The organism is Pedobacter terrae, assembly GCF_900100705.1.
Lineage (GTDB): Bacteria > Bacteroidota > Bacteroidia > Sphingobacteriales > Sphingobacteriaceae > Pedobacter > Pedobacter terrae.
The window spans coordinates 216,239-241,838 of sequence record NZ_FNCH01000004.1; the positions used below are offsets into that span (position 1 = coordinate 216,239).

The 25,600-nt window shown below is 38.2% G+C and carries 26 protein-coding genes; 20 read left to right on the forward strand and 6 right to left on the reverse strand.

The genetic code is table 11. The features are described from left to right. Positions 1-58 precede the first annotated feature (58 nt). From BLR60_RS07455 to BLR60_RS07495, 9 genes are all read left to right on the forward strand, one after another. Positions 59-283: an AtpZ/AtpI family protein gene (locus BLR60_RS07455; protein WP_090498348.1), complete on the forward strand. Its 225-nt coding sequence runs from the start codon at positions 59-61 to the stop codon at positions 281-283. 227 nt (positions 284-510) lie between these two features. After that, on the forward strand, positions 511-900 hold the full coding sequence (locus BLR60_RS07460; protein WP_244155609.1) for a hypothetical protein: 390 nt from the start codon (positions 511-513) through the stop codon (positions 898-900). Positions 901-914: 14 nt separating this feature from the next. Continuing rightward, on the forward strand, positions 915-2,048 hold the full coding sequence (gene atpB, locus BLR60_RS07465; RefSeq protein ID WP_090498350.1) for a F0F1 ATP synthase subunit A: 1,134 nt from the start codon (positions 915-917) through the stop codon (positions 2,046-2,048). A 41-nt stretch (positions 2,049-2,089) separates the two neighbouring features. Next, entirely contained in the window at positions 2,090-2,305 is a 216-nt protein-coding gene (atpE, locus tag BLR60_RS07470) for an ATP synthase F0 subunit C (protein WP_055912908.1), read from the forward strand. Between the two features lie 89 nt (positions 2,306-2,394). Next, positions 2,395-2,889, forward strand: coding sequence for a F0F1 ATP synthase subunit B (locus tag BLR60_RS07475; protein ID WP_056087866.1), 495 nt, complete (start codon positions 2,395-2,397; stop codon positions 2,887-2,889). 118 nt (positions 2,890-3,007) lie between these two features. Next, positions 3,008-3,547, forward strand: coding sequence for an ATP synthase F1 subunit delta (atpH, locus tag BLR60_RS07480; protein ID WP_090498352.1), 540 nt, complete (start codon positions 3,008-3,010; stop codon positions 3,545-3,547). 143 nt (positions 3,548-3,690) lie between these two features. Next, complete coding sequence (gene atpA, locus BLR60_RS07485) at positions 3,691-5,265, forward strand: F0F1 ATP synthase subunit alpha (protein ID WP_090498354.1); 1,575 nt, start codon at positions 3,691-3,693, stop codon at positions 5,263-5,265. An 86-nt stretch (positions 5,266-5,351) separates the two neighbouring features. Then, the gene (gene atpG, locus BLR60_RS07490) at positions 5,352-6,248 is read left to right on the forward strand and encodes an ATP synthase F1 subunit gamma (protein WP_090498356.1); all 897 of its coding nucleotides are present in this window, start codon (positions 5,352-5,354) and stop codon (positions 6,246-6,248) included. 206 nt (positions 6,249-6,454) lie between these two features. After that, a complete protein-coding gene (locus BLR60_RS07495; protein WP_090498358.1) occupies positions 6,455-7,582 on the forward strand; it encodes an ATP-binding protein in 1,128 nt (375 codons plus the stop codon). Between the two features lie 50 nt (positions 7,583-7,632). On the opposite strand, the gene BLR60_RS07500 is transcribed toward BLR60_RS07495, so the two are convergent. Further along, on the reverse strand, positions 7,633-8,367 hold the full coding sequence (locus BLR60_RS07500; protein WP_090498360.1) for a hypothetical protein: 735 nt from the start codon (positions 8,365-8,367) through the stop codon (positions 7,633-7,635). Positions 8,368-8,593: 226 nt separating this feature from the next. On the opposite strand from BLR60_RS07500, the gene BLR60_RS07505 reads away from it, so the two are divergent. From BLR60_RS07505 to BLR60_RS07515, 3 genes are all read left to right on the forward strand, one after another. Then, complete coding sequence (locus BLR60_RS07505) at positions 8,594-9,358, forward strand: 5'-nucleotidase, lipoprotein e(P4) family (protein WP_090498361.1); 765 nt, start codon at positions 8,594-8,596, stop codon at positions 9,356-9,358. A gap of 57 nt (positions 9,359-9,415) precedes the next feature. After that, entirely contained in the window at positions 9,416-9,634 is a 219-nt protein-coding gene (locus BLR60_RS07510; RefSeq protein ID WP_029278686.1) for a hypothetical protein, read from the forward strand. 1,235 nt (positions 9,635-10,869) lie between these two features. After that, a complete protein-coding gene (locus BLR60_RS07515) occupies positions 10,870-11,760 on the forward strand; it encodes a DUF4349 domain-containing protein (RefSeq protein ID WP_090498362.1) in 891 nt (296 codons plus the stop codon). A gap of 95 nt (positions 11,761-11,855) precedes the next feature. On the opposite strand, the gene ruvC is transcribed toward BLR60_RS07515, so the two are convergent. Next, the gene (ruvC, locus tag BLR60_RS07520) at positions 11,856-12,452 is read right to left on the reverse strand and encodes a crossover junction endodeoxyribonuclease RuvC (protein WP_090498559.1); all 597 of its coding nucleotides are present in this window, start codon (positions 12,450-12,452) and stop codon (positions 11,856-11,858) included. 40 nt (positions 12,453-12,492) lie between these two features. On the opposite strand from ruvC, the gene BLR60_RS07525 reads away from it, so the two are divergent. Genes BLR60_RS07525 through BLR60_RS07535 form a run of 3 tightly spaced genes read left to right on the forward strand, consistent with a single transcriptional unit; the run spans position 12,493 to position 15,726 of the window. After that, the gene (locus tag BLR60_RS07525) at positions 12,493-13,470 is read left to right on the forward strand and encodes a lysylphosphatidylglycerol synthase domain-containing protein (protein ID WP_090498364.1); all 978 of its coding nucleotides are present in this window, start codon (positions 12,493-12,495) and stop codon (positions 13,468-13,470) included. Next, positions 13,448-14,584: a glycosyltransferase family 2 protein gene (locus BLR60_RS07530; protein WP_090498366.1), complete on the forward strand. Its 1,137-nt coding sequence runs from the start codon at positions 13,448-13,450 to the stop codon at positions 14,582-14,584. The genes BLR60_RS07525 and BLR60_RS07530 overlap by 23 nt, the downstream gene beginning before the upstream one ends. Next, positions 14,584-15,726, forward strand: coding sequence for an ABC transporter permease (locus BLR60_RS07535; protein ID WP_090498368.1), 1,143 nt, complete (start codon positions 14,584-14,586; stop codon positions 15,724-15,726). Before BLR60_RS07530 ends, BLR60_RS07535 begins: the two co-directional genes overlap by 1 nt. Positions 15,727-15,842: 116 nt before the next feature. Here the strand turns inward: BLR60_RS07535 and BLR60_RS07540 are convergent, their stop codons facing one another. The 4 genes from BLR60_RS07540 to pgi form a co-directional block, all read right to left on the reverse strand. Next, entirely contained in the window at positions 15,843-16,790 is a 948-nt protein-coding gene (locus BLR60_RS07540; RefSeq protein WP_090498370.1) for a DUF5777 family beta-barrel protein, read from the reverse strand. 4 nt (positions 16,791-16,794) lie between these two features. Beyond that, entirely contained in the window at positions 16,795-17,337 is a 543-nt protein-coding gene (locus BLR60_RS07545; protein WP_090498372.1) for a YceI family protein, read from the reverse strand. Positions 17,338-17,394: 57 nt separating this feature from the next. Continuing rightward, on the reverse strand, positions 17,395-17,757 hold the full coding sequence (locus BLR60_RS07550; protein ID WP_090498374.1) for a hypothetical protein: 363 nt from the start codon (positions 17,755-17,757) through the stop codon (positions 17,395-17,397). Between the two features lie 457 nt (positions 17,758-18,214). Then, positions 18,215-19,861, reverse strand: a complete 1,647-nt coding sequence (pgi, locus tag BLR60_RS07555) for a glucose-6-phosphate isomerase (protein ID WP_090498376.1) — start codon at positions 19,859-19,861, stop codon at positions 18,215-18,217. A gap of 229 nt (positions 19,862-20,090) precedes the next feature. On the opposite strand from pgi, the gene BLR60_RS07560 reads away from it, so the two are divergent. The 5 genes from BLR60_RS07560 to BLR60_RS07580 all read left to right on the forward strand — a co-directional run bounded on the left by BLR60_RS07560 (position 20,091) and on the right by BLR60_RS07580 (position 25,549). Continuing rightward, entirely contained in the window at positions 20,091-21,395 is a 1,305-nt protein-coding gene (locus BLR60_RS07560; RefSeq protein ID WP_090498378.1) for an amidohydrolase, read from the forward strand. A 160-nt stretch (positions 21,396-21,555) separates the two neighbouring features. Beyond that, positions 21,556-22,630, forward strand: a protein-coding gene (gene prfB, locus BLR60_RS07565; RefSeq protein WP_143009041.1) for a peptide chain release factor 2 whose coding sequence is annotated in 2 segments (ribosomal slippage) — positions 21,556-21,615 and positions 21,617-22,630 — 1,074 coding nt in all. Because the reading frame shifts where the segments join, the coding sequence is not laid out codon by codon here. 10 nt (positions 22,631-22,640) lie between these two features. Beyond that, complete coding sequence (locus BLR60_RS07570) at positions 22,641-23,555, forward strand: alpha/beta hydrolase (protein WP_090498381.1); 915 nt, start codon at positions 22,641-22,643, stop codon at positions 23,553-23,555. A 41-nt stretch (positions 23,556-23,596) separates the two neighbouring features. Beyond that, positions 23,597-24,397, forward strand: coding sequence for a DUF4595 domain-containing protein (locus BLR60_RS07575; RefSeq protein WP_090498383.1), 801 nt, complete (start codon positions 23,597-23,599; stop codon positions 24,395-24,397). Between the two features lie 324 nt (positions 24,398-24,721). Further along, a complete protein-coding gene (locus BLR60_RS07580; protein WP_208600592.1) occupies positions 24,722-25,549 on the forward strand; it encodes a glycoside hydrolase family 16 protein in 828 nt (275 codons plus the stop codon). Positions 25,550-25,600: the final 51 nt, after the last annotated feature.

Consider the following 25,600-nt stretch of genomic DNA (forward strand, 5'->3'; position numbering starts at 1 on the left):
ATTTTATTTGGCAACGAATTTTAATTATTCAAAGTTAATTTAATTATTGCATTAAAAAATGGAAAATCCGAAAGAAGAAAATACAAAGAAAAAGGTAAATGCAGCTGCAAAATACTCTGCTATTGGTTTCCAGATGTTCGCAACCATAGGTCTGGTTACTTTTATAGGTTACAAAATTGATGAACACCGAAACAGTAAAACTAATTTAATTACAGCAGCTTTTGCCTTGGCAGGGGTGGGGATTGCACTTTATCAGGCGATCAGACAGGTTACCAGGAGTTAGTTATCAGTTGGCAGTTATCAGTCGGCAGTTATCAGTTGGCAGTTAGCAATTTTTGGTTGGCAGTTTCGGTTAATCCAGCTAACGATGGAACGACTTTCAGTTAACCGATTAACCAGTTTAAACAATTAAACAATAAACCACTTTCTCAATATTTCTCGTCTATACTACTTACTTGATACTAAAAACCTTATCTTTGCAGAAAGTTTTACCTGCTAAGAAATTATACCTTGACGCTAGCCAAATTTACAAGTATCTATTTCATTTTTGTGGGCCTATTAATAGGTGTTATTGCCGCTTTACCTTTAGTATTTCCTGATAAGCAGCTTTTTGTAAACAGTTTCTGGGTGATGTTTGGCTTTTTGGCGGGTATCACCTATATCGCTTACATGCTGGTTGCTATAGGTGTAAAACGCGATCCGGAAGTGGGTATAATGGCTATTATGGGATCAATTGCGGTGAAGATGATTTTTTGTATGGCTTTTGTGTTGATTTACAGTATAAAAGCAAAGGGAATTGGGCTTGTGTTTCTGCTTAATTTTTTTTCTTTATATTTATTGTTTACGGTCTTTGAAGTTTACTGTTTGTTACGTAACTTGCGCCACCAAAATTTAAAGTAAAAAACTGCCAATAAATGGATTGTAACCGAGTTTTTGTGTCTAAAGTTAAAAGGCTAACTGTTGTTTTTACGCTTTTAATCGCGTTTTTGTCTATCAAAATTGATACTTTCGCTCAAGTTGATAGCGCTGTTGTTCCTGTTGATAGTGCTGTTGCCGACTCTGCTCATGTAGCTTCTGGAGAACCTGGAGCTGAGGCTGGTCTTGGTAAAGAAAAATTCGAGCCTACCAAAGTAATTATGGAACACATTGCCGATTCGCACATGTGGCATCTTTGGGGACATACTTCATTGCCTCTTCCTGTAATTTTGTATACGCCTAATGGTTTAGAAGTTTTCTCATCTGGTAATTTTCATCACGGTGAGCACGATTATAATGGTAAATACAACAACTATCGTTTAGAAGAAGATCATATTAAAGTGGTTGCTGCTGACGGAAAAGTGGATGAAGAGGCAAGTAAAGCTGTTTTAGATTTCTCAATTACTAAAAACGTAGCGGCAATGTTCGTGGCAATTTTGGTAATCCTTATCGTATTTATTTCAGTAGCATCAGCATATAAAAAACGCGTTGGTAAAGCACCAAAAGGTTTGCAGTCTTTTATTGAGCCTATTGTGCTTTTTGTGAGAGATGACATTGCTAAGCCGAATATTGGTCATAAATATGCGAAGTTTATGCCGTATTTGTTAACCACATTTTTCTTTCTTCTTTTTAATAATTTACTAGGATTGGTGCCAATCTTCCCTGGCAGTGCGAACGTTACAGGTAATATTGCTTTAACTTTTGTAATGGCTTTAGGTACTTTAATTATTGTTAACATCAATGGTAACAAATATTATTGGAAGCACATCTTTTTACCAGATGTTCCATTTTGGTTATGGCCGTTAATGGTTGTAGTTGAGGTGGTTGGGATTATTTCGAAGCCATTTGCTTTAATGGTGCGTTTATTCGCGAACATGACTGCCGGACACATTATCGTATTAAGTTTAATTTCCTTAATCTTTATTTTCGAAACATTGGCTATCGCACCTGTTTCAGTGGCATTTGTGATATTTATGGATGTACTGGAATTATTGGTGGCATTTTTACAGGCCTTTATTTTTACCTTATTAACTGCCTTGTTTATTGGTATGGCAGTGGAAGAACATCATTAATAGAAAACTATTTTTTACAATTAATATAAATTAAATTAGTTATGGTAGGTTCAATCGCGGCAATTGGTGCCGGTTTAGCAGTAATCGGTGCAGGTATCGGTATCGGTCAAGTAGGTGGTAAAGCAATGGAAGGTATTGCTCGTCAACCAGAAGCTGCATCAAAAATTCAGACTGCAATGATTATCGCTGCTGCCCTTATCGAGGGTGTTGCTTTATTCGGTGTGGTAGTTGCATTATTAGGTAACAGCCTTAAATAATTCAAGCTGAAGAAATTAGATAGAGTATTTAACGATTGGTTATTTACTCTATCTTAATTAACAAGATTAAGATTAAAAAAATAGATAAAATGGATTTAGTAACCCCAAGCATAGGATTGGTTTTTTGGACATCATTAGCATTCATCTGCTTATTGATCCTACTTAGAAAGTTTGCATGGAAACCTATTTTAGGTGCTATTCACGAACGCGAGCAGAGCATTGATGAAGCTTTAAACAAAGCTGAATTAGCTAAACAGGAAATGGCTCGCTTAACCAGTCAGAACCAGGATTTAATGCAACAGGCCCGTGCTGAACGTGACGAAATTTTGAAGGAAGCTAAAACCCTGAAAGATGGTATCTTGAACGAAGCTAAAAAACAAGCGCAGGTTGAAGGTGCTAAATTGATCGAGAAAGCTAAAATCGAGATTGAAAACCAAAAGAAAGCCGCTTTAGCTGAAGTTAAAGACCAGGTTTCTACTTTGTCATTAGAAATTGCTGAACGTGTTTTACGTACGCAGTTAGATGATAAAACCAAACAGGAAGCTTTAGTAGCTAACTTGTTAAAAGACGTTGAACTAAACTAGATTTGAGAAAATAGATAGGAGATACTAGATTTGAGACACTAGATATGAGAGAGGAGATTACTCTGGATACTCAATCTCACATCTCACATCTCAAATCTTCCATCTCACACCTAAATATATGTCAGAAATTAAAGTTGCAGGCAGATACGCCAAATCATTAATCGACTTAGCCGTTGAAAACAACGCTTTAGAAGGCGCTTATAATGATATGGTTTTGTTTGAAAAAGTGGTTGATGAAACCCCTGAACTAGAAGCAATATTAAAAAACCCGATTGTACCTTTAGATAAAAAAACTGGTATTTTAAACGGGATCTTTGCGGATAAAGTAGGGAAATTAACCATTACTTTTTTCAAAACCGTTGTAAATAAAGGGCGTTCGGCTATATTATTTACCACTGCAAAACAATTTATACAACAATACAACCTTATTAAAGGTATTGTTACTGCCGATGTAACTACAGCAAGTACATTAAGCCCTGCAGCCAAAGAGCAGATTATAGCAATTGTAAAAAAAGAATTAGGCGCCAATCAGGTTATTGTTAACGAAAAAATTAACGAGAAATTAATTGGTGGTTTTATATTAAAAGTTGGTGATAAGCAATTTGATGCAAGTATTGCCAGCGGTTTAAGTAAACTTAAAAAAGAATTTGCGCAGTAAGCGCTAGGCGATAAGCGTATAGCGTTAAAACGCCAAACGCAAACCGCCGAACACAAAGAATATTGCGATAAGCGGATGGCGAATAAATGCCAGGCGCCATGCGCTAAGCACTAAACATTTACAAAAAGATATAAAGTAAAATTATGGTAGAGGTAAGACCAGACGAAGTATCGGCAATTATCAGACAGCAATTGGCGGGCTTCAAATCAGAAACCGAACTGGAAGAAGTTGGTACCGTGTTGCAAGTAGGCGACGGTATTGCCCGCGTTTACGGTTTAACTAAAGTTCAATCAGGAGAGTTGGTTGAATTTGCAAACGGACTTCAGGGGATCGTATTAAACCTTGAAGAAGATAACGTGGGTGTGGTACTTTTAGGTGCTTCAGACGAGATCAAAGAAGGTGATACCATTAAACGTACCAAAAAAATTGCCTCTATTAAAGTTGGTGAAGGTATGCTTGGCCGTGTGGTGAACACTTTAGGTGAGCCTTTAGATGGTAAAGGTCCAATCTTAGGTGAAACCTACGAAATGCCGTTAGAGCGTAAAGCACCAGGTGTAATTTACCGTCAGCCGGTAAACGAGCCATTACAAACTGGTATTAAAGCAATCGATGCAATGATTCCAATCGGTCGTGGTCAACGTGAGTTGGTTATTGGCGACCGTCAGATTGGTAAAACTGCTGTTTGTATCGATACCATTATCAACCAAAAAGAATTTTATGAAGCAGGCCAGCCTGTGTTCTGTATTTATGTAGCTATCGGTCAGAAAAACTCTACCGTTGCCAATATTGTACGTACACTTGAAGAAAACGGTGCTTTACCATATACAGTTGTTGTTGCTGCTTCGGCTGCAGATCCTGCTCCAATGCAGTTCTATGCTCCGTTTGCTGGTGCTGCAATTGGCGAGTTTTTCCGCGATACTGGTAGACCAGCTTTAATTGTTTATGATGATTTATCTAAACAAGCTGTGGCTTACCGTGAGGTATCTTTATTGCTTCGTCGTCCACCGGGCCGTGAAGCTTATCCAGGTGACGTTTTCTACTTACACAGTCGTTTGTTAGAAAGAGCTGCGAAAATCAACGCAAACGATGATATCGCTAAAAACATGAACGATTTACCTGATTCGATTAAACACATCGTTAAAGGTGGTGGTTCGTTAACAGCGCTTCCAATTATCGAAACACAAGCTGGTGACGTTTCTGCCTATATCCCAACCAACGTAATTTCGATTACTGATGGTCAGATCTTCTTGGAGTCGAACTTGTTCAACTCAGGTATCCGTCCGGCGATTAACGTAGGTATCTCTGTATCACGTGTAGGTGGTAATGCGCAGATCAAATCGATGAAAAAAGTAGCAGGTACTTTAAAATTAGATCAGGCTCAATACCGTGAGTTAGAGGCTTTCTCTAAATTCGGTTCTGACTTGGATGCTGCAACTAAATCGGTATTGGATAAAGGTGCGCGTAACGTAGAAATGTTGAAACAAGCACAGTTCTCTCCGTTTACTGTAGAGAAACAAGTTGCTATTGTTTATGCTGGTACTAAAAACTTAATGCGTAATGTTCCGATTAATAAAGTAAAAGAATTTGAAACTGAGTTCTTAACTCAATTGGAATTACGTCATCCTGAAACTTTAGCGGCTTTAAAAGCTGGTAAATTTGATGATAACATTACTGGTGTTTTAGATACGGTAGCAAAAGAGATTTCAAGTAAATATTAATAAGATTTGAGACATGAGATTTGAGATTTGAGATGGGGACTTAATGTCTCACATCTTACATCTCACATCTCACATCTAAATAGAGAATGGCTAATTTAAAAGAAGTAAGAAACCGGATTGCATCGGTACAGTCAACACAGCAGATTACCAAAGCTATGAAAATGGTTTCGGCAGCAAAGTTGAAACGTGCTACCAATGCAATTATCGCTTTACGTCCTTATGCAACTAAACTGAAAGAGATTTTAGGTAATCTATCAGCAAGTTTGGAAGGCTCTTCATCACCTTTTATCCAGGAGCGTGAGCCCAATAAGGTTTTAATTGTTACTGTTTCATCAAACCGCGGTTTGGCCGGAGCTTTTAACATGAATGTAATTAAAGCGGCCAATAATTTAATTGCTGAGAAATATAGCGAACAGTTGAAAAACGGTAATGTGAGCATTATATCTATCGGTAAGAAAACTCAGGATTTTTACGAGAAACGCAAATACAACGTTATCGGTAACAATAACGAAATATTTTCGGCCTTGACTTTCGAAAATGTAACCAAAATTACCGATGCGATTATGGCCGGTTTTATTAAAGGTGAGTTTGATAAAGTAGAAGTGGTGTATAACCGTTTTAGAAACGCAGCAGTTCAGTTTATTACTACTGAGCAGTTGTTGCCTTTGCCTAAAGCAGAAGAAACACCAGCAGATCTAAAAACCGATAAAAAAACAACAAACGTTGATTATATTTTAGAGCCTTCTCAAGAAGAAATTGTAGAACAATTAATTCCTAAATCAATTAAAATCCAGTTGTACAAAGCTGTGTTAGATTCTCATGCTTCTGAGCACGGCGCACGTATGACATCAATGGATAAAGCAACTGAGAATGCAGGTGAATTACTAAAAGCGTTAAAACTTTCATATAACCAAGCACGTCAGGCAGCCATTACAACAGAATTAACTGAGATTGTAAGCGGTGCAGCAGCATTGAACGGATAATTAGTTTGCAGTTCTCAGTTTTGAGTTTGCAGTATTAATTGCATAAAATATATAGCCCATTTCTTAGTTGAGATGGGTTTTTTTTATTCTCGTCTGAGCTGTAATCCAAAATAATCATGTTTTTTATGGATTGGAATCCAAAATTATTATGTTTTTTATGGATTGCAATCTAAAATTATTATACTTTTGTGTAAGTATATTTTATTATGATTGTTCGTAAACAGTTGGATTATGCCTTTACAAGGCTTTTTAAAGGGAAGGCCTTTATCATCTTTGGTCCACGTCAAACCGGTAAAACTACTTTCGTAGAACAGTTATTGGCTAAGGTTGATAAAAAGACCTTATATCTAAATGGCGATGATGCTGATGTACGCGAAACGCTGGCCAAACCCAATGCAGCGCAGATAGCACAAATGCTGGCTGGCTACGAAGTACTTTTTATAGATGAGGCCCAACGGATCAATGATGTAGGCTTGCTCATCAAAATTATTGTAGACCGCTTTAAACCTGTTCAGGTCATTGCCACGGGTTCATCAGCATTTGAGTTATCAGGTAAAATAAACGAGCCTTTAACCGGTAGAAAATATGAAATGATGCTGTTGCCGTTTTCGTATGCAGAGCTGGTAAATGACACTGACTTTATTACCGAAGAAAGATCATTTGAACAGCGGTTAATTTATGGTTCCTATCCTGAGATTATTAATGATCCGCAGAACGCAGAAGAGCACTTAAAATTACTTGCAGATAGTTATCTATATAAAGACCTCTTCACTTTGGAAGATGTTAAAAAGCCGCTACTCTTCGAAAAAATTGTAAAGGCACTGGCCTTACAGATTGGGAGTGAGGTAAACTTTTCTGAACTGGCACAATTGGTAAAGGCCGATCAGAAAACAGTAGATAAATATATCAGCCTGCTCGAAAAATCGTTTGTGGTGTTTAGTTTACCTGCTTTTGCCGGTAATGTGCGCAATGAGATTAAAAAAAATAAGAAAATCTATTTTTACGACACTGGTATTGTGAATGCCATTACCCGCAATTTTAATTCCTTAGCGAATAGGAATGATGTTGGTGCACTGTTTGAAAATTATATGATTGCTGAAAGGATGAAGTTTTTGCACCAGAACCAAATGGAAGCCGATTGCTTTTTTTGGCGTACCACGCAACAACAAGAAATAGATTATATTGAAAAAACGAAAGGGAATTTTTTGGCCGTTGAGTTTAAATGGAGTGAAAGAGGAAAAAATAAAATTCCACTTACTTTTACAAATGCCTATCCTGATGCCGAAACATTATTAATATCGAAAGCTGATAGGGGAACTTTTTTGAACGGTTAATATTTTATGAAAATATGTCCATTCCTCATGAGAATGGACACATTTTTATGTCAAAAATAAGGGTTATCTGTATCTATTCTCAACCTTAAGTAACCGTTTTCAATCTTTTTAATGTTGGTTCCGTCTCCATGATATACAGATGCATTAAATTTTGCCTCAATTAGATATTTGCCTGATTTTAGCTTTTGTAAGCTTAATATCTCAAATTTAGACTGGCTTTGCAATTCTGGATTAAGAAGTGGGTGATAAACAAGGCTACTGTAACCGTACGTTTGTAATCGATAGTCATTACCACCTAACTCTAAGGCAATACCGTTTTGAGAATTGTTCCTGGTGAAATCCATTGCAAACTTACGTTCACCAATAGAGAATAGATCGAGTTTATCCACTGGCTCAAATAGTATGGCTGATGGATTCGGTTTTGTTAAACTTTTATTGTATTTCTTTAAAAATGTGATCGTGATGTTGTTCCTATTATCGTTTCTTAAACTATAAAAGCGACCAAAAAGTACAGTGTTCTGATCGTCGGATATATACTCCACGTTTTTAACAACAGAGTCTAGTTTTTTATTAGCTTTTCCATTTAATACACCCCTACTAGTAGTTTCTGTTAAAATGATTTTTTGCCCATCTATCGTATAAGAAGCAGAATCTTTTAACAACTCTAATGGATCGGGTTTTTCTACGCGAGGTTTTATCAGTGGTTCAGTTATCGGATCGTTCTTCTTACAGGCTGCAAAGAAAAATAGGGCAATAGCTAGCCCTAATAAGCTTTTAGATTTCATAATTATTGTGATTTTATTTGCGTGTGCCCAAAGCTAGGTAAATTTTACAACTAAAGGTTTAATTAAGAAGAAATATGTTCGTGTAATTAGCTGTAATTTGTCGGGGGATATATACTCTGATGTATTTGATCTGTGTTTTGATCTCCTGGAATTCAGAACTTTGATGGCTATTTTATCAGTAGCTTAATTATTGCCTTTTCATATCTTTGTAACCTAATTTCAGGTTATGAAAAAATATATCATTATTATCTTATTAACTGCTCCATTTTTTGTTAAAGCCCAAAATCCTGCCCGCGATTATACCAATGCCGTGCTTTGGCAACAAACTTCGGGTGAATACAGAGCTTTGTGTTTTCAGGCTTATAACTTTGCCAGATTATCGTTAAAAGAAGCGTTGTGGGCGGATACGAGTAAAAAGCCAAATTGTGTGATTGTTGATATTGATGAAACCGTTTTAGACAATTCCGCTTTTCAAGGTCATGAAATAAAAAAGGGACAGAGTTATGTACCTGCAGACTGGACCGAATGGACAAATCTGGCTCAGGCCGACACGGTTCCAGGTGCATTGGCTTTTTTAAAGTTTGCAGCAGCAAAAAATATCGAAACTTTTTACGTGAGTAACCGCGATGAAAAAGATTATGCGGCTACGTTAAAAAACCTGCAACATTTTGGTTTCCCTTATGCAGATGATGCACATTTAATGGTTTCAAAAGGAACTTCAAATAAAGAACCACGCCGCCAGAAAATTAGCGAAACACACAATATTCTGTTGTTATGTGGCGATAATTTAAGTGATTTCAGTAATATCTTTTATCGCGAAAATAAAAATACTTTCGGGCAGGTAAACGCAAATCAGCAGTTATTTGGAACAAAGTATATTGTTTTACCAAACCCAATGTACGGAGATTGGGAAAAGCCTTTGTATCAGGGAGAAAAACTTAGCGATAAAGATAAAGCGAAACAAAGGTTAGAACGATTAAAAAGTTACTAAGTTTTATAATTATTCAGCAATAAGTATTACTTTTGCTGCATCATAAAAATAAACATTATGGAGAACAACGAATTAAAGCACAATACTGAAAGTATGAAAACGGCTAACCAGCCAGGAATTTATAAATTAATGATTTTTGGGGTATTGGTTTGCATGGTGGGTACTTACGCACGTTTTGCTTACGATTCTTGGCAGGTATCATTGGCATCATGGATTGTTTTGTTCATTGGTGCAATTATTGCCATTAAAGGTGTATTCAAAATATTAGACGCATAAGCGATCTACTATTAAAATATAAAGCCGGTTATGTTTATTCATGACCGGCTTTTTTGTTTTTTAATAAAGTAGTAATTTTTTTGAAAAGCAGGTTCCTGTGGGCGTCGGTTCCGAAAGCCCTGCCATCCGCTTTACTTCACTGCGTTCGTGCCCGCTCCTGTCAGGTTTAAATTGCTTAGGCAGACCTTTCTATGCTAAACCCGACAGCCGCGGCAGCCCCTGATTCTTCATCAGGGCTAAAGCAAAAGGCGGGACTGCTATAACCCAAGCGCTTCTGCATTTACTTTTCAAAAAATGAAATAGGTTTCGGGTACCAACAGTTGTTTTGTTGAAAATGCAATCTTCTTTTTTGAAAGCAGGTTCCTATGAGCATCGGTTCCGAAAGCCCTGCCATTCGCTTTACTTCACTGCGTTCGTGCCCGCTCCTGTCAGGTTTAAATTACTTAGGCAGACCTTTCTATCCTAAACCCGACAGCCGCGGCAGCCCCTGATTCTTCATCAGGGCTAAAGCAAATGGCGGGACTGCTATAAACCAAGGGCTTCTGTATTTGCTTCCAAAAAACAAGATAGTTTCGGGTATTGACAGTTACGTTGTTGAAAATGCAATCTTCTTTTTTGAAAAGCAGGTTCCTGTGGGCGTCGGTTCCGAAAGCCCTGCCATCTGCTTTACTTCACTGCGTTCGTGCCCGCTCCCGGTCAGGTTTAAATTACTTAGGCAGACCTTTCTATCCTAAACCCGACAGCCGCGGCAGCCCCTGATTCTTCATCAGGGCTAAAGCAAATGGCGGGACTGCTATAACCCAAGTGCTTCTGTATTTGCTTTCCAAAAAAAACAAGATAGTTTCGGGTATTGACAGTTACGTTGTTGAAAATGCAATCTTCTTTTTTGAAAAGCAGGTTCCTGCGGGCGTCGGTTCCGAAAGCCCTGCCATCCGCTTTATTTCATTGCGTTCGTGCCTGCTCCTGTCAGGTTTAAATTACTTAGGCAGACCTTTCTAATCTAAATAATTAATCCTGTAGCTTTCGGATTGCATTGTAATTGGTGGTTTTGTTTTCACTTTATGGAAATACAGGTTATATAACATCTCTATATAAACATTTTGTTTTTTGGGTTACCTAAAGCACTTTGCAGTATTAATTGAAAGAGCGTTGCAAACCAACCTAAAAACGTAAAACTTCTAATGGCCATTTGAAGCAGATATTTAAAATGATTATTTATTTAGACCCACACAATCATGAAAAGGAATATTATTGCTATAGCCATAGTTTTAACAATTTTTGGCTGCCAAAAATCGAATGAAAAGTACGCCAGTGCCGAAACTGTTGTAGCGAATGAATTTAAAGTACCAACAGATAGTACCGCAGTAGAGAAAATTATCAAAACTGCCGATATGCGTTTTAGGGTTAAGAATGTCCAAAATGCCAAAGAGCAGCTTAGCAGAACGATCAAAGCGGAAGGTGGAACTGTTGCTGAGTTTTCTATTGAAAGCACTATTCAGGAAACGGATAAAGTAAAACAATCTACCGACTCGTTAAAAGAAATTACAGCCTATCGCACTGAAGGTTATCTGGTAGCGAAGGTGCCATCTGAGAAGCTGGACGAATTTACCAATACCATTGCAAAAATGGCGGTTTTTGTAGATCACCAGTCAATGAAGCTGGACGATCAGAGCATTGCTTATTTAGCCAATAAACTGAAGGCCCAAAATAGAGTTGATGCAATTGAAAAAATTAATAAAGTAGCCTCGAAAAAAAGTGCCAACGTGGAATCATCTCTTTACATCAAAGACGATTATGTAGATAAGAAAATCGAGAACATGCAGATTGATAGCCGGGTGAAATTCAGTACCATCAAACTTAATTTTTATCAGGATAATACGGTAAAAACCATGATTGTTGCGAATGATAATCTGTATGATTACCGTCCGGCATTTGCAAACAGGCTTTGGTTGGGCATTGTAAACGGCTGGACCATTTTTAAAGAGATTATTATTGCTATTTCCAATTTATGGATGTTAATATTGGTTGGTTTTGGAGTGTTTTTCGTTGCAAGGTATTTCATTAGAAAAAATAAAATACAGGGTGAATTGAGAACAAAGCAGCTAATTGAAAACAATCAGGCTTAATTTTGAATGATGGTTCGTGTCTGCACGAACCATTTTATTTTCTCTGGAAAGATTGCTTCACGCTTTACCATAGGCCGCGCTTCGGTTCGCAATGGCTAACCTTTTAGCTTAGTATTTGCTTTTTTAATTCCGGTAACTTTTGTTTTATTATCGCTCACAAAAGATTCCCAGCCCGAATAGGTTTTAGATTTACCACCCGAGGTAATTTTCTGAAAGGAATGACAAACGGCAACCGCCAAACCATCGGTAGCATCTAAAAACTCAGGTGTTTCTTTAAAGTTGAGCAAACGTTGCAGCATGGCGGCTACCTGCTCTTTAGTGGCATTTCCGCTACCTGTAATGGATTGTTTGATCTTCCGTGGAGAATATTCGGTTACAGGCACATTTCTGGAAAGCGCGGCTGCAATGGCAATTCCTTGTGCACGGCCAAGTTTTAAGAGTACCTGGATATTTTTACCATAAAATGGCGCTTCTATGGCCAGAACGTCAGGTTTGTATTGCTCCATCAACACTACCGTTTTTTCGAATATCCGCTGAAGTTTAAGAAACGGATCATCTAAATGGGTCATTTTAACTACGCCCAAACTGATCAGTTCTGTTTTATTTCCCTTCTCTAAAATTACGCCATAACCCATCACCGCAGTGCCCGGATCGATGCCCATAATTACCCGTTCCTTTTTTTCGTTCAACATTACAGCAATATTAAGCATATTTGCAAATAAAAGGAGCATCTTGACAGGTAGGCAAAAGAAAATATTATCGATTTTTATCAAAGTTGCAATTGTAATATTTGCCTTTTGGTTTATTTACCATAAACTTGTTGCCAATAAAAACCTTCACGATTTCAGTACCTTGATAACGGGGATCCCTCAGGTAGAAATTATTACGGTAATTGGAATAGTAGTGCTGCTGATGTTTGTCAACTGGTTTTTAGAGGCAGGCAAATGGAAATACCTGATGAGTCATATCGAACCGATCAGTTTTTACAGGGCTATCGAATCTGTTTTCTGTGGTTTAACGCTTGCTATTTTTACGCCCAATAGACTGGGGGAATATGGCGGTCGCGTATTTTTCCTTTCCCCTCGGAGGAGAATTGTTGGTATAGTAGCCATGAGTGTGGGCAGCATCGGTCAATTGGTGCTTACCAACGTTTTTGGAGCCATCGCAGCCTGTTTTTTCTTATACCGCTTTGTACCGATTGATAGGGTAGTATTTATTGCTTTGGTTTTTTTTGCAATAATTTTTTGTCTTTTTTTTCTGGTCTTTTACTTTAATATCCGCTGGTTGAACGGGATTTTGTTATCCTTCCAATTCACTAGAAAATATAAGAAATTTTATAGCATTTTGGCCAGGTACCGAAAAAGAGAACTCTTTAAAGTTATTACCTACTGTTTTGCCCGTTACCTGATATTCAGTTCGCAATATTTTATTCTTTTTGTTTGGCTGGTGCCTGGCTTGCATTATGCAGATATTGTAATGATGATCTGTTTGCTATTTTTGGTACAGTCGGCATTACCTTCATTAGATCTTTTCGATGTAGGTATTAGGAGTGTTACTGCGGTTGAACTATTTAAACATGTAACGGACCAGCATGTGGCGGTTATTGCATGTACTGCCAGTATTTGGCTTATTAATATTATAATTCCTGCTATCTTAGGCACTTATTTCGTTTTTAAACTCAATTTTTTTGGAAGTCTTAAATCTAACTAGTTTATTTTCTGCTGCGCTAACCTTAATTTATGGTTTTTTGGTGCTTAATTTTATCAGAGGGTGGCATAACCTCATCTATTTTACGCCGCAAAAATCTGATCCTCAGACCAAAGTTTCTATTATTGTTGCTGCAAGGGATGAGGAAGAGAATATCAATAAAACAATTGACGACCTGATTGCCCAGCAATATCCTAAAGCTTTAACGGAGATTATCATTATTGACGACCATTCGACAGATAGGACAGCAGAAATTGTGTTAAGTTATGCCAACCGTAATGTAAAACTAATCAAGTTAAATGAAGATCGGGCATTAAATTCATATAAGAAAAAAGCAATACAAACAGCTATCGGCACCTGCTCCGGCGATTTAATTATTACCACCGACGCTGATTGCAGGATGGGGCCTAATTGGTTAGCTACGATTGTAAATCTGTATGAAGAGAAAAACTATAAAATGATTTCTTCGCCCGTTGCTTATTTTCAGGAGAAGAGTTTCTTTGAGCGCTTACAATCGTTAGAATTTCTTTATCTGATTGGTTTAGGGGCTTCTACCATTGGAAACAAACAACCATCAACTTGTAACGGTGCAAATTTGGCTTACGAGAAAACAACCTTTTATGAAGTTGGCGGCTTTCAAGGTATAGATGATCTGGCATCTGGCGATGATGAGCTACTGTTGCATAAAATTGCAGCTAAATATCCAGATCAGATCGGTTTCCTCAAAAATAGGGAAGCTATTGTGTACACCCATGCAAAAGAAACCCTGGGCGGATTTATTCAACAGCGTAAACGCTGGGCTTCGAAGAGTACCCGTTATAAAAATAAGGCCATAATTGTTTTAGGGGTGCTGATTTGGATCTTTAACCTTTCTATTCTCGCAAATTTTATTGCCGGAATTTTTATTCCTGGGTTTTTAGCCATCGCATTTTATCAATTATTGGTTAAAATGGTTTTAGAAACACTATTTTTATGGGATGTAACAGGCTTTGCCAAGAGGCGGAGTTTACTCATTTTGATACCTGTTTTAAATGTGCTTCATGTAATTTATATGGTGTATATCGGCATTGCCGGAAACAGTGGTAAATACAATTGGAAAGGCAGAATAGTTAGATAATGGATAATAGCCCATCAAAAAAAGTATGGTTAAAATTTAAGCGGAACAAGTTGGCCTTTGGCGGGTTGATTTTTATCTTACTATTGATGCTGATGGGCATTTTGGGCTATTTGATTATGCCGGATGATTCTCCGAATGCAAATGTCCAAACGCTTCAGTTAAACAAAAAGAAACCTGGCAGTACCTTTACTTTTTTAATCACCAGCCAGAACCCCAAAGTAGAAAAAGTTAACTTTTTCGAGCAGATGCTCAATGGACAAACGCCTACTTTTAAAAGCATCCCAATCACATCTTACCAGATAAAAGGTGATACCGTTTTTGTTCAGGAATATATTGGAGATGACGAAAAGGCCAAAGAAACTGTATACGGATTAAAAGATTTATGCCCTAGTTGCGTTTTGCCATCAAAAATAGGAACGCCACAAGCGCTCTTCGCAGAAAATAATATCTATACACGCACCTATATTTTAGGAACTGATATTTATGGCCGGGATTTATTAAGCCGATTGATTTTAGGTATCCGTGTTTCGTTATCCGTAGGTTTAATGGCGGTTCTTATCTCACTTTTTATCGGAGTGACTTTGGGCGCCATTGCAGGTTATTTTGGCGGCAGGATAGATGCTTCTATAAGTTGGTTTATGAATGTGGTTTGGTCGCTACCATCACTACTGCTCGTTATTGCCATATCATTTGCCTTAGGGAAAGGCTTTTGGCAGATATTTATTGCTGTAGGTTTATCAACCTGGGTAGATGTGGCCAGACTGGTACGCGGACAAGTGATGGCTTTAAAAGAAGTAGAATTTGTAGAAGCGGCAAGGGCGCTGGGTTTTGGTACAGCCAGAACCATTATCAAGCATATATTGCCCAATATTGCCGGACCAATATTGGTTGTGGCTTCATCTAACTTTGCATCGGCCATATTGCTGGAAACAGGGTTAAGCTTTTTGGGCTTTGGTGCACAGCCACCTATGCCAAGTTGGGGAAGCATGATTAAAGAGCATTATGGTTATATTATAATGGATGCAGCATACCTCGCTGTTTTACCCGGTTTAGCCATTATGTTTACGGTTTATGCCTTTAATGTACTTGCAATAGGGTTACGCGATGCCTTTGATGTTAAAGGGCAAAACGTAACAGTTTGATCATAAAAAGCAGTACCCGTTAAGATACTGCTTTTCCTTAAAATTAAAAGCTTAGGCCGTTGCGGTCAGCTTGTTTCCTGAAACATTAAGCGGATAAATTTTGGTTAAATCCTGATCTATTTCGCTTTTTTCTTATCAAGAGAAAACCTGCGTGCTATACTGAAGCCCCAACGGTATTGCCCTTTAAGCCAGGAAGTATTGGTGTCGGTAATAAACTGCGATTCCTGAATGGCGGTTGCATTGGTGAAATTAAGGTGAAAAATATGCCCACCCGTTTCAAACTCAAGTCCGGCACCAAGCGTTTTATAGTATTTTGTTCCCAACGTGCTTTCTAGATAGGCTTCTTTGTTTTTATCCCTGAATGGAATGGTATAATCTGCTACAAAAGCCATGCGTTTGGTGATTTTGATGCGTCCACCAACGGATAAGGCAAGCATATCGTTCTGATCACCAAAGACAGTAAAATTGCGGTGTATATACGACGGCATGATCAGCATTGAAAAGTTTGAGTTAAACTTACGTGCAATCACCGCCTGCGCCACATAGGTTAAGCGATCCTGGAATTTACCAAATGCATTTGCAGCGGTAGGGTCTGTTGAAGCTTTTGCAGCTGAAATGGTAGTACTACCGAATAAAGTTACCGCTACAGGTATTTTATCATCAGCGGTTTGCTCCAGCAAACGGTATTTTAAGTTTCCTTCGTAAAGCTGTGTTACTACACCTGCTCCTTTAGCCCTTGCTAAACCTACGGAAAGCCTATCGCTAATCCCGTATTCAAAACCAATGCGGATATCTGTCGACTGATCCAGTCCAAAAAAGTTTTTGGTGCCACCTGCACTGCCTGCAATATCACCAAAGCGATGATCTACCCTAAAATCCAGTTCATTTTTATAAATGGTTTCGTTGGTTTGGATATTGATGAGTTTAGTGGCTTTAAATGTAGCCTGTACATTCTTTTTTTCAGTGGGCATCTGCAGTGCTTTCTCCAGCGAGTCTTGAGCAAAAGCCAAACTAGGCAGGAGGGTAACAGATAGATATAGGAAAGATTTTAGATGTAATTTCATAATTTTATTTTTTGGATTGATAAATAGCGGTCACTTTTACCTGTATGATTTCTGCAATTTGCTTAAAAACGATCGTCGGGATTTTGATATCATGATCGGCCAGTTTTACATTAAATGTAGACGTAGCTTTCACCTCATTGCCGGCAATTACCAGCGATCCTTTTGTTGTATATTCTTTTGTTATGCCATGGATCTGCAGGTTACCCTTAACCGTAACCGGATAAGTACCAGGCTTTGAAAAATCGATCTGTTCTATAATTTTCCCTTTAAAATCAGAAGTTGGGAACTTATCGCTTTCCATATAATTTTCGTTAAAATGCTCCTGCATTAGTTTTTTCTTAAACTGAAAAGAAGTATTGTTGATTTTGAAAATGATATCATTGGTTTTGGTATTAAGTGCCGAAGCACCTGTTTTACTCTGTGCATCGATATCTTCTACAGGTGTTGAAGAGAAAAATGAAGAAGTTACGCTTTTACTTACCCAGATCTGCGCTTTTATACCTGTACATAATAACAAGGCTATTAAGGTGAAAAATAGTTTTTGCATCGGTGTTTTGTTTAATTTTTAATGGAAACATCTTGATTTAGCGTTAATGTTTATTTGTTATTCTGGCATACCTTTATCAACCCAGGCTTGTAATAACTCTCTTTCACTGGTCGTTAGGGATCCGCCTTTAGGCATTGTTTTGGTAACCAGAACAGCATTCGCTACGCGCGTATCATTTTTTATAGAGGCCAGGCCATTAAATAACCATACGGATTTGAGCGCGCCGTTTGGACCATGGCAGCTGTTGCATTTGGTTTGAAAAAGTGCACCTGCAAAATTTGAGTAGGTTACATTCGCAGTGGTTACCGCTGTTGGCCCCGTAGGGGCTGCTGGTTTTAATTCTTCCGCTTGTCTTTTAGAACAGGCAAAAAGTAGCGCCGTAATTGCGGCTAATGAAAAGATTACATTTTGTTTTTTCATAGATGTTTAATTAAAGTTAATGCTGAATTCATTTCTTATATCCTCATGTTCGCTTGCAGTGCAATTGAAATTTGTGGCGTGAGCAGTTTTTAATTTATGTTCTGTTTATTTAAAAACATAACCGTTTTTGTATTCATCATGGTTATGCGATTTCTAGTGAAATCTTAACGGTTACGTGGCTTGATGAGGAATGGTTGCCTGAAAAAAAATAAAAAAAGCCGATCCGATTTTACATCAGAACGGCTTTAGTGATAAACGATAAATGAAATCTTCTGTTTTTAAGGGCAGATTAACTTTAATATCTTTAATTAAAGCTTAAGAAGCTAAGTAATTTGTGGGGTTAACGTAGATTGAGTTGAGGCAAATTAAGGAGCTAATTTGGACTTTCACTTCTGTGAACAACGATCATTATAGGATTAAAAGCGGAAAAAGCGAGCATTACACCCGCTTTTCTATTTTATCTCCAGGCTTTATATTGGTTAATTAAGCCGTTGGTAGAGCTATCGTGGCTCGCAACCTTTTCGCCGCCTTCCAGTTCGGGAAGAATTTTTTTGGCCAGTTGTTTGCCAAGTTCCACTCCCCATTGATCGAAACTAAAGATATTCCATATAATCCCCTGAACAAATATTTTATGTTCGTAAATGGCTACTAAGCTGCCTAAAGTATAGGGAGTTACTTTTTTTAATAATATGGAGTTTGTTGGGCGATTGCCTTCAAAAACTTTAAATGGAGCAATTTTTTCAATTTCTGAATCAGATTTACCTTCTTTCTTTAATTCGGCTGTTACTTCTTCTTCGGTTTTACCGTTCATCAAGGCTTCAGTTTGTGCAAAGAAATTCGATAATAAGATAGGGTGATGATCGCCCAATGGATTTAAGCTTTGTGCCGGCGCAATAAAATCAGCAGGAATAATCCGGGTGCCCTGATGAATTAATTGATAAAAGGCATGTTGGCCATTTGTGCCTGGTTCGCCCCAGATAATCGGTCCGGTTTCATAATCAACCTCATTACCATTTCTATCAACATGTTTGCCATTACTTTCCATATCGCCTTGCTGGAAATACGCAGCAAAACGGTGCATATATTGGTCGTAAGGTAAAATAACCTGTGTTTCTGCATTGTAGAAATTGATATACCAAACGCCTAATAAACCCAAAATTACAGGCAGGTTACTTTCAAATTCTGCAGTTTTGAAGTGGTTATCAGTTGCGTGTGCACCGGCCAGTAGTTGTTTAAAATTGTCGAAGCCTATACTTAACGAAATAGACAAGCCGATAGCGCTCCATAAAGAATAACGACCGCCAACCCAATCCCAAAATTCGAACATGTTTTCCGTATCTATACCAAAAGCAGAAACATCTTTTGCATTGGTAGATAATGCGGCAAAGTGTTTGGCAATATCACTTTCTTTGCCACCTTTTTCTAAAAACCAGCTACGGGCAGAGTGTGCATTCGTCATGGTTTCTTGTGTGGTAAAAGTTTTCGATGCGACCAGGAATAATGTTGTTTCAGCATTTAAACCTGCCAGTGTTTCGGCGATGTGTGTACCATCAATATTCGAAACAAAGTGAATATTTAAATGATTTTTATAGTGTTTTAAAGCTTCTGTAACCATAACGGGTCCCAAATCCGATCCGCCAATACCAATATTCACTACATCGGTGATGGCTTTGCCTGTATAACCTTTCCACTCGCCGCTGATGATGCTGTTGCTAAATTTCTCCATTTTAGCCAGTACTGCATTTACTTCGGGCATCACATCTTTGCCATCAACTAAAATTGGGGTATTGCTTAAATTGCGTAAGGCAATGTGAAGTACAGAACGGTCTTCAGTTTCATTAATCTTGTCGCCATTGTACATTGATTTTATGGCTTCGTCTAATTTACACTCGCGCGCCAATTGAATTAATAGTGCTAATGTTTCATCGCTGATGCGGTTCTTGCTATAATCCAGTAGGATATCCTCAAAAAAAACAGAAAACTTATTAAAACGATCTGCATCTTCAGCAAAAAGATCCTTAATGCTTTTTTGATTAATATCGATAAAATGATCGGCTAAGTACTTGTATGCCTCAGTTTCTGTGAAATTTATTTTAGGTAACATAATCTTTGTTTTTTTGTAAAAGTAATAAAGCAAAAATTTAAAATGGTCTTTTTAATGTGCTAAATCAATAAGAAATTTTAATTTATGGCAGACATTGCGACAGACTCTGTATGACAATTCAATCTTTTGATTTGGCTATTTAGAATTTTTGAAGTACCTGTTTGGTGTTTCAATTCCATCTCTCCATAAAATTGTTTAGCTTAGAATACCTAAACTAAACTACCAACTTATGAAAAAAATATACCTGATCGGTTTTTCTCTACTGGCATTAAATGCTTTTGCTCAAAAATCTGATTTAAGACCATTAGTCTCGAAGAAAGCAGATGCTATAGAACAAAAAGTAATTACCTGGAGACGTGATTTTCACGAACATCCTGAACTGGGAAATACTGAATTAAGAACAGCTGGTATTGTTGCAAAACATTTAGAATCCTTAGGTATACAAGTAAAAACAGGCGTAGCCAAAACAGGTGTAGTTGGTATATTAAAAGGAGGAAAGCCCGGACCTGTTGTGGCACTGCGGGCTGATATGGATGGTTTGCCTGTTACCGAGCGCGTTGATGTTCCTTTTGCCTCGAAAGTGAAAACCCAATATAATGGTCAGGAAGTTGGCGTAATGCATGCCTGTGGGCACGATAGCCATGTGGCTATTTTAATGGGTGTAGCAGAAGTGTTAGCCGCTATGCAAAAAGATATCCAGGGAACGGTAAAATTCATTTTTCAACCCGCTGAAGAAGGTGTGCCTGCGGGTGATGAAGGTGGGGCTGCATTAATGATAAAAGAGGGCGTACTCGAAAACCCGAGGGTCGATGTAATTTTTGGTCTGCATATCAATTCACAAACCGAGGTTGGCGATGTAACCTATCGTCCGGGTGGCACCATGGCTGCCGTAAACGATATGAAAATTACGGTTACCGGCAGGCAGGCGCACGGGGCTTATCCCTGGAGCAGTATTGATCCCGTGGTGGTTTCGGCTCAGATTATCAATAACCTGCAAACCATTGTCAGCCGCAATTTAAATGTGACTGAAAATCCGGGTGTGGTTACTATCGGTGCCATTAATGGTGGTGTACGATCGAACATTATACCCGAAAAAGTAGAAATGCTCGGTACTGTCCGCAATTTCAGCAAAGAAGATGAGGCCATGTTTATCGAGCGTATAAAAACCATTGCCACCAAAACGGCCGAGGCGGGTGGCGCAACAGCCGAAGTGCAAATCCCTTACAGTAACCATTATCCCGTTACCTTTAATAATATTGCACTAACCGAAAAAATGTTGCCAAGTATGCAGGCAACTGCTGGTTCTAATCATGTAAAATTAAAACCGCCTGTTACCGGCGCAGAAGATTTCTCTTTCTTTCAGGAAAAAGTACCTGGCTTATTTGTGTTTTTAGGGGGCATGCCAAAAGGCAAAGACCCGTTAAAAGCCGCATCGCACCATACACCTGATTTTTACCTTGATGAAAGTGGTTTTGTATTAGGGGTTAAATTGCTTTCCAATCTTACGTTAGATTATATGGCGATGAAAAAATAAGGGTGGTTCATGAGTTCATTTGCCATTGGTTTATTAGTCATGATGCATGATGAGTGAATAAAGGAAATAAAATTGGTTAACAAGCAATAAAGGGTCAGTTTTAATTGAAATCGCTTTCTGCCATGCGCTATGCTCAAAGCGATTTGCTATATTTGTTTCCATGACGAAAGAACAAATTCAGGATTTAAGAGACAGAGTAACGTCTCTAAGGAGGTATCTTTGACGTTGATGAGCTACTTTACGCCATTCGCGAAGAAGAAAAATTAACCATGGCGCCCGATTTTTGGGATGATCCAAAAAAAGCAGAAAAAATTCTTGCCGAAATCAGTTCAAAGAAAAAATGGACGGATGGCTTTGACCAAACCAACAGCGCGGTTGAGGATGCGGTGGTGATGTTTGAATTTTTTCAATCCGGCGATGCTTCAGAAGCTGAGCTTCACGATCAGTTCGAGATTGCCAAAACTGCTGTAGAAGAACTCGAACTTAAAAATATGCTGCGCAGCAAAGAAGATCAACTTTCTGCAGTATTACAAATTACTGCCGGGGCTGGAGGAACTGAAAGCTGCGATTGGGCTTACATGCTCATGCGGATGTATATGATGTGGGGTGAAAAGAATGGATACAAAATTACCGAACAAGACAGCCAGGAAGGGGAGGTTGCAGGGATAAAATCGGTAACGCTCCAATTCGATGGCGATTTCTCTTATGGCTACCTCAAAGGCGAAAATGGTGTTCACCGTTTGGTAAGGATATCGCCTTTTGATTCCAATGCCCGCCGACATACCTCTTTTGCTTCGGTATATGTTTATCCTTTGGTTGATGATACCATTCAGATTGATATCAACCCAGCCGATATTGAATTTGAAACATTCAGGGCTGGCGGTGCCGGTGGACAAAACGTAAACAAGGTTGAAACTGCAGTGCGTTTATACCACAAACCATCAGGTATTATCATTAAAAACCAGGAATCGCGTTCGCAATTACAGAACAAAGAAAATGCTATCCGTTTGCTCAAATCCCAGTTATTCGAAATCGAAGAACGGAAGCGCAACGAAGCCATTGCCGCTGTAGAAGGATCGAAGAAAAAGATAGAGTGGGGTTCGCAAATCAGAAGTTATGTTTTGGATGACAGGCGCGTGAAAGATCACCGTACCAATTACCAGACTTCTAATCCTGATGCAGTGTTAAATGGCGATATCAACGATTTTTTAAAGGCATATTTAATGGAGTTTTAATCTAAAACAAATGGCAAAATCATCCATCCTTATCATGTTATTGTTCATGGCAATTAACTATTCGAATGCTCAAGAAGTAATTCCATTGTATCCTGGTGAAATTCCAGGTGCAAAACCTACGCCGGCTACTTATGTAGAACATACCGAAGTGCGCAACAATGGTACGTTAAGTATTACCAAAGTATCGGTACCAACTATGACGGTTTTTGTTGCACCAAAGGAAATCTCAACAGGAACGGCGGTAATTATTTGTCCGGGTGGTGGTTATGGTGCGCTGGCCTTTAGCCACGAAGGTACTGATGTAGCTAAACGCTTTAATGCCATTGGTGTAACTGCTTTCGTGTTAAAATACCGTTTGCCGAGCGATGAAATTATGGTTGATAAAACCTATGGGCCACTACAGGATGCACAACAAGCCATCTACCTGGTGAGAAAGAAAGCCAAAAAATATGGAATTAAGGCCAAAAAGATTGGGATTATGGGTTTTTCTGCCGGTGGACATTTTGCTTCAACTTTAGTAACCCATTATAATGATCTTAAAATTTCTAACCCTGAAAAGGTAAGTCTGAGGCCAAATTTTGCTGCTTTAATTTATCCCGTAATCAGTTTCGAAGAATCGGTACATACTGGTACCATGAAAAATTTATTGGGACAAAATCCTGCCGATCGTTTAAAACATTATTTTTCAGCCAATGAAAATGTAAATAAAAAAACACCGCCAGTTTTTTTTGTACATGCTAAAGATGATCAAACTGTTCCCTACGAAAACAGTGTGCTGATGAATGAGGCATTAAAGAAAAATAAGATTGATACTGATATTTACCTATACGAAAAAGGTGGTCATGGTTTCGGCCTGATTAACAAAACTTCTGATGCAGACTGGTTTAACTTATTGGCTAACTGGTTGAAAAAAGAGAAATTTTAATACCTTTGTCGGAGATTTTAACCTCTTAACCGGAAATTTTAATGCAAAAAACAATCAAATACGTAATGGTGGCCCTGGTTGCATTCATTGCAATTGTGGGCTGTAAAAAAGAAATTAATTGGAATGCCAGGCCCGATCCTAATGGAAATGGCTGCAAGTTAATGAGTTTAAAAACCGACTTTGATGCACTGGGTGAAGTTGAAATCAGCTATAACTACGATGTATCTGGTAAATTAATCAGTGCAACGAGTGATGGGGAAACCATGACTTATACCTATTCTACTACGAAAATTACTGGTACGCTAGAAAATGGCGAAAAAACAGAGCTTACCATAGCAAATGGCAGAGCTGTTTCCAGTTATATGTCTGATTTTTTTCCGGGGGTAAGTGCAACCAGGAACTATACCTATAATGCTAATGGTTACTTAACGGTTGTTAAAAGCTATTTAGGGAATACTCTGAATTCAACTGCTGAACTTAGCTATACCGGTGATAATTTAACACAAGAGAAAGTAACCTATGCCGAAGATGGGAGTGTTGAGACAATTACTTATGAATACTCGGGCGAGATGGCGGTAAATACATATCAGATGGCTGATCCACTTGCTGCCATTGTAGATTATGTACCAGGGAACTATTTTGGAAAAGCATCTAAAAACATACTCAAAAAAACGGTTACAATATCTAGTATGCTGTCTAATGTAGAGACAAATGAATACACTTATGCCTTTGATAATAAAGGAAATGCAACATCAATCGTGATCAAAAAACATATTGATAATGGTGGAAGTGCAACTGATACCTCTATAACCACATTAAGTTTAGTTTATAACTGCAAATAGGATATAAACTTTAATAAAAGCCTGATCATAATTTATGGTCAGGCTTTTGCTTTTATATGGCTATTATTCATTGTCAGCATTCACTACAACTCCCAATTTACCACCCTATTTTTACGATTTAGCCCCTCATAATTAATATGTGGTTTGTATATATTTGGATACATTAAAGTAGTTTTTGATCTGTATATAGTTTAACTTTCTGAAAATATTAAATATTAAAGAGTTTGCTGTTTTTAACGTAAACATAATTTTATATCAGTTTTTTTGGGTTAAGATCAAGCGATTACTATATAATTAACCAAATATTTACCTAAATCAACAAAAATGAGTAAAAAAACAATGAAATGGTGCATACTCTTAGTATGTCTGTTTACCGGATTTTTATCTTGCAAAAAAGATAAGTCCGATGTTAAATCTGAAAGCGGTCAGGTGAAAGCCTGGGAAACCTTAATTGATGGCAATTCTTTTGCGAACTATGCTAATTTCGAGGCACAATGGAATTATAATTATCCATGGGGTACCGATCATAATGGCTCGGCACGTATGGTAGGGAGCTCTTCTAACCATAATCAAATCTCTTTAAGTGGAGGCGTATTAACCATTAAAGCTACCCGTTTGGCTTCATCGCCAGGAAACAGTACAGCTAACGGATTCACCAATGTGGCCATTTGGTATAACTCTGGCGCATGCCATGCCAAGCAACAGGTGCTCATTAACGATCAGTTCCCGAGTTATACCATTTCAGGAGATTTTGCTGTGCCAACTAGTAAAGGCACCTGGCCTGCCTTCTGGATTACGGGCGTTAATTCGTGGCCGCCAGAAAGCGATATTATGGAGTTTAAAGGCAATAATACCAATTGGCAAAACACTTATGATGGTGGTTGGGAAAATAAACTTACAGCAGTTTCTAATGCAGGTTCTTACCACAATTATAAATGCTGGTACAACAAAGTAAGTGCAACTGATGTAGATTGCCATTATTACATTGATAATGTTTGGGTGGCCAAGCATACCATGAGTAATTCTGTAAATAAACCAATGTGGCTAATCATCAACATGCAAATGGAAGGTGATAGTGGCGCTCCTGGTCCGTCTGGCAATACTTTTTATACTGGTAAAAATATTTACCTGGGTAGAGAAAGGGCTTTCTAGTTGCTTAAACAAAAATTAATATGGAGGTAGCATTGCAGCTGCCTCCATTTG

Excerpts from the sequence above, each read along its gene's own strand:
- BLR60_RS07495 (WP_090498358.1), top strand. The coding sequence starts at position 6,455 with ATGATTGTTCGTAAACAGTTGGATTATGCCTTTACAAGGCTTTTTAAA.
- BLR60_RS07550 (WP_090498374.1), bottom strand. The coding sequence starts at position 17,757 with ATGAAAAAACAAAATGTAATCTTTTCATTAGCCGCAATTACGGCGCTA.
- BLR60_RS07535 (WP_090498368.1), top strand. The coding sequence starts at position 14,584 with ATGGATAATAGCCCATCAAAAAAAGTATGGTTAAAATTTAAGCGGAAC.
- pgi (WP_090498376.1), bottom strand. The coding sequence starts at position 19,861 with ATGTTACCTAAAATAAATTTCACAGAAACTGAGGCATACAAGTACTTA.
- ruvC (WP_090498559.1), bottom strand. The coding sequence starts at position 12,452 with ATGTTGAACGAAAAAAAGGAACGGGTAATTATGGGCATCGATCCGGGC.
- BLR60_RS07575 (WP_090498383.1), top strand. The coding sequence starts at position 23,597 with ATGCAAAAAACAATCAAATACGTAATGGTGGCCCTGGTTGCATTCATT.
- BLR60_RS07500 (WP_090498360.1), bottom strand. The coding sequence starts at position 8,367 with ATGAAATCTAAAAGCTTATTAGGGCTAGCTATTGCCCTATTTTTCTTT.
- atpB (WP_090498350.1), top strand. The coding sequence starts at position 915 with ATGGATTGTAACCGAGTTTTTGTGTCTAAAGTTAAAAGGCTAACTGTT.
- BLR60_RS07540 (WP_090498370.1), bottom strand. The coding sequence starts at position 16,790 with ATGAAATTACATCTAAAATCTTTCCTATATCTATCTGTTACCCTCCTG.
- BLR60_RS07545 (WP_090498372.1), bottom strand. The coding sequence starts at position 17,337 with ATGCAAAAACTATTTTTCACCTTAATAGCCTTGTTATTATGTACAGGT.
- BLR60_RS07515 (WP_090498362.1), top strand. The coding sequence starts at position 10,870 with ATGAAAAGGAATATTATTGCTATAGCCATAGTTTTAACAATTTTTGGC.
- BLR60_RS07580 (WP_208600592.1), top strand. The coding sequence starts at position 24,722 with ATGAGTAAAAAAACAATGAAATGGTGCATACTCTTAGTATGTCTGTTT.
- atpH (WP_090498352.1), top strand. The coding sequence starts at position 3,008 with ATGTCAGAAATTAAAGTTGCAGGCAGATACGCCAAATCATTAATCGAC.
- BLR60_RS07510 (WP_029278686.1), top strand. The coding sequence starts at position 9,416 with ATGGAGAACAACGAATTAAAGCACAATACTGAAAGTATGAAAACGGCT.
- BLR60_RS07505 (WP_090498361.1), top strand. The coding sequence starts at position 8,594 with ATGAAAAAATATATCATTATTATCTTATTAACTGCTCCATTTTTTGTT.
- BLR60_RS07455 (WP_090498348.1), top strand. The coding sequence starts at position 59 with ATGGAAAATCCGAAAGAAGAAAATACAAAGAAAAAGGTAAATGCAGCT.
- atpA (WP_090498354.1), top strand. The coding sequence starts at position 3,691 with ATGGTAGAGGTAAGACCAGACGAAGTATCGGCAATTATCAGACAGCAA.
- atpE (WP_055912908.1), top strand. The coding sequence starts at position 2,090 with ATGGTAGGTTCAATCGCGGCAATTGGTGCCGGTTTAGCAGTAATCGGT.
- atpG (WP_090498356.1), top strand. The coding sequence starts at position 5,352 with ATGGCTAATTTAAAAGAAGTAAGAAACCGGATTGCATCGGTACAGTCA.
- BLR60_RS07570 (WP_090498381.1), top strand. The coding sequence starts at position 22,641 with ATGGCAAAATCATCCATCCTTATCATGTTATTGTTCATGGCAATTAAC.
- BLR60_RS07560 (WP_090498378.1), top strand. The coding sequence starts at position 20,091 with ATGAAAAAAATATACCTGATCGGTTTTTCTCTACTGGCATTAAATGCT.
- BLR60_RS07475 (WP_056087866.1), top strand. The coding sequence starts at position 2,395 with ATGGATTTAGTAACCCCAAGCATAGGATTGGTTTTTTGGACATCATTA.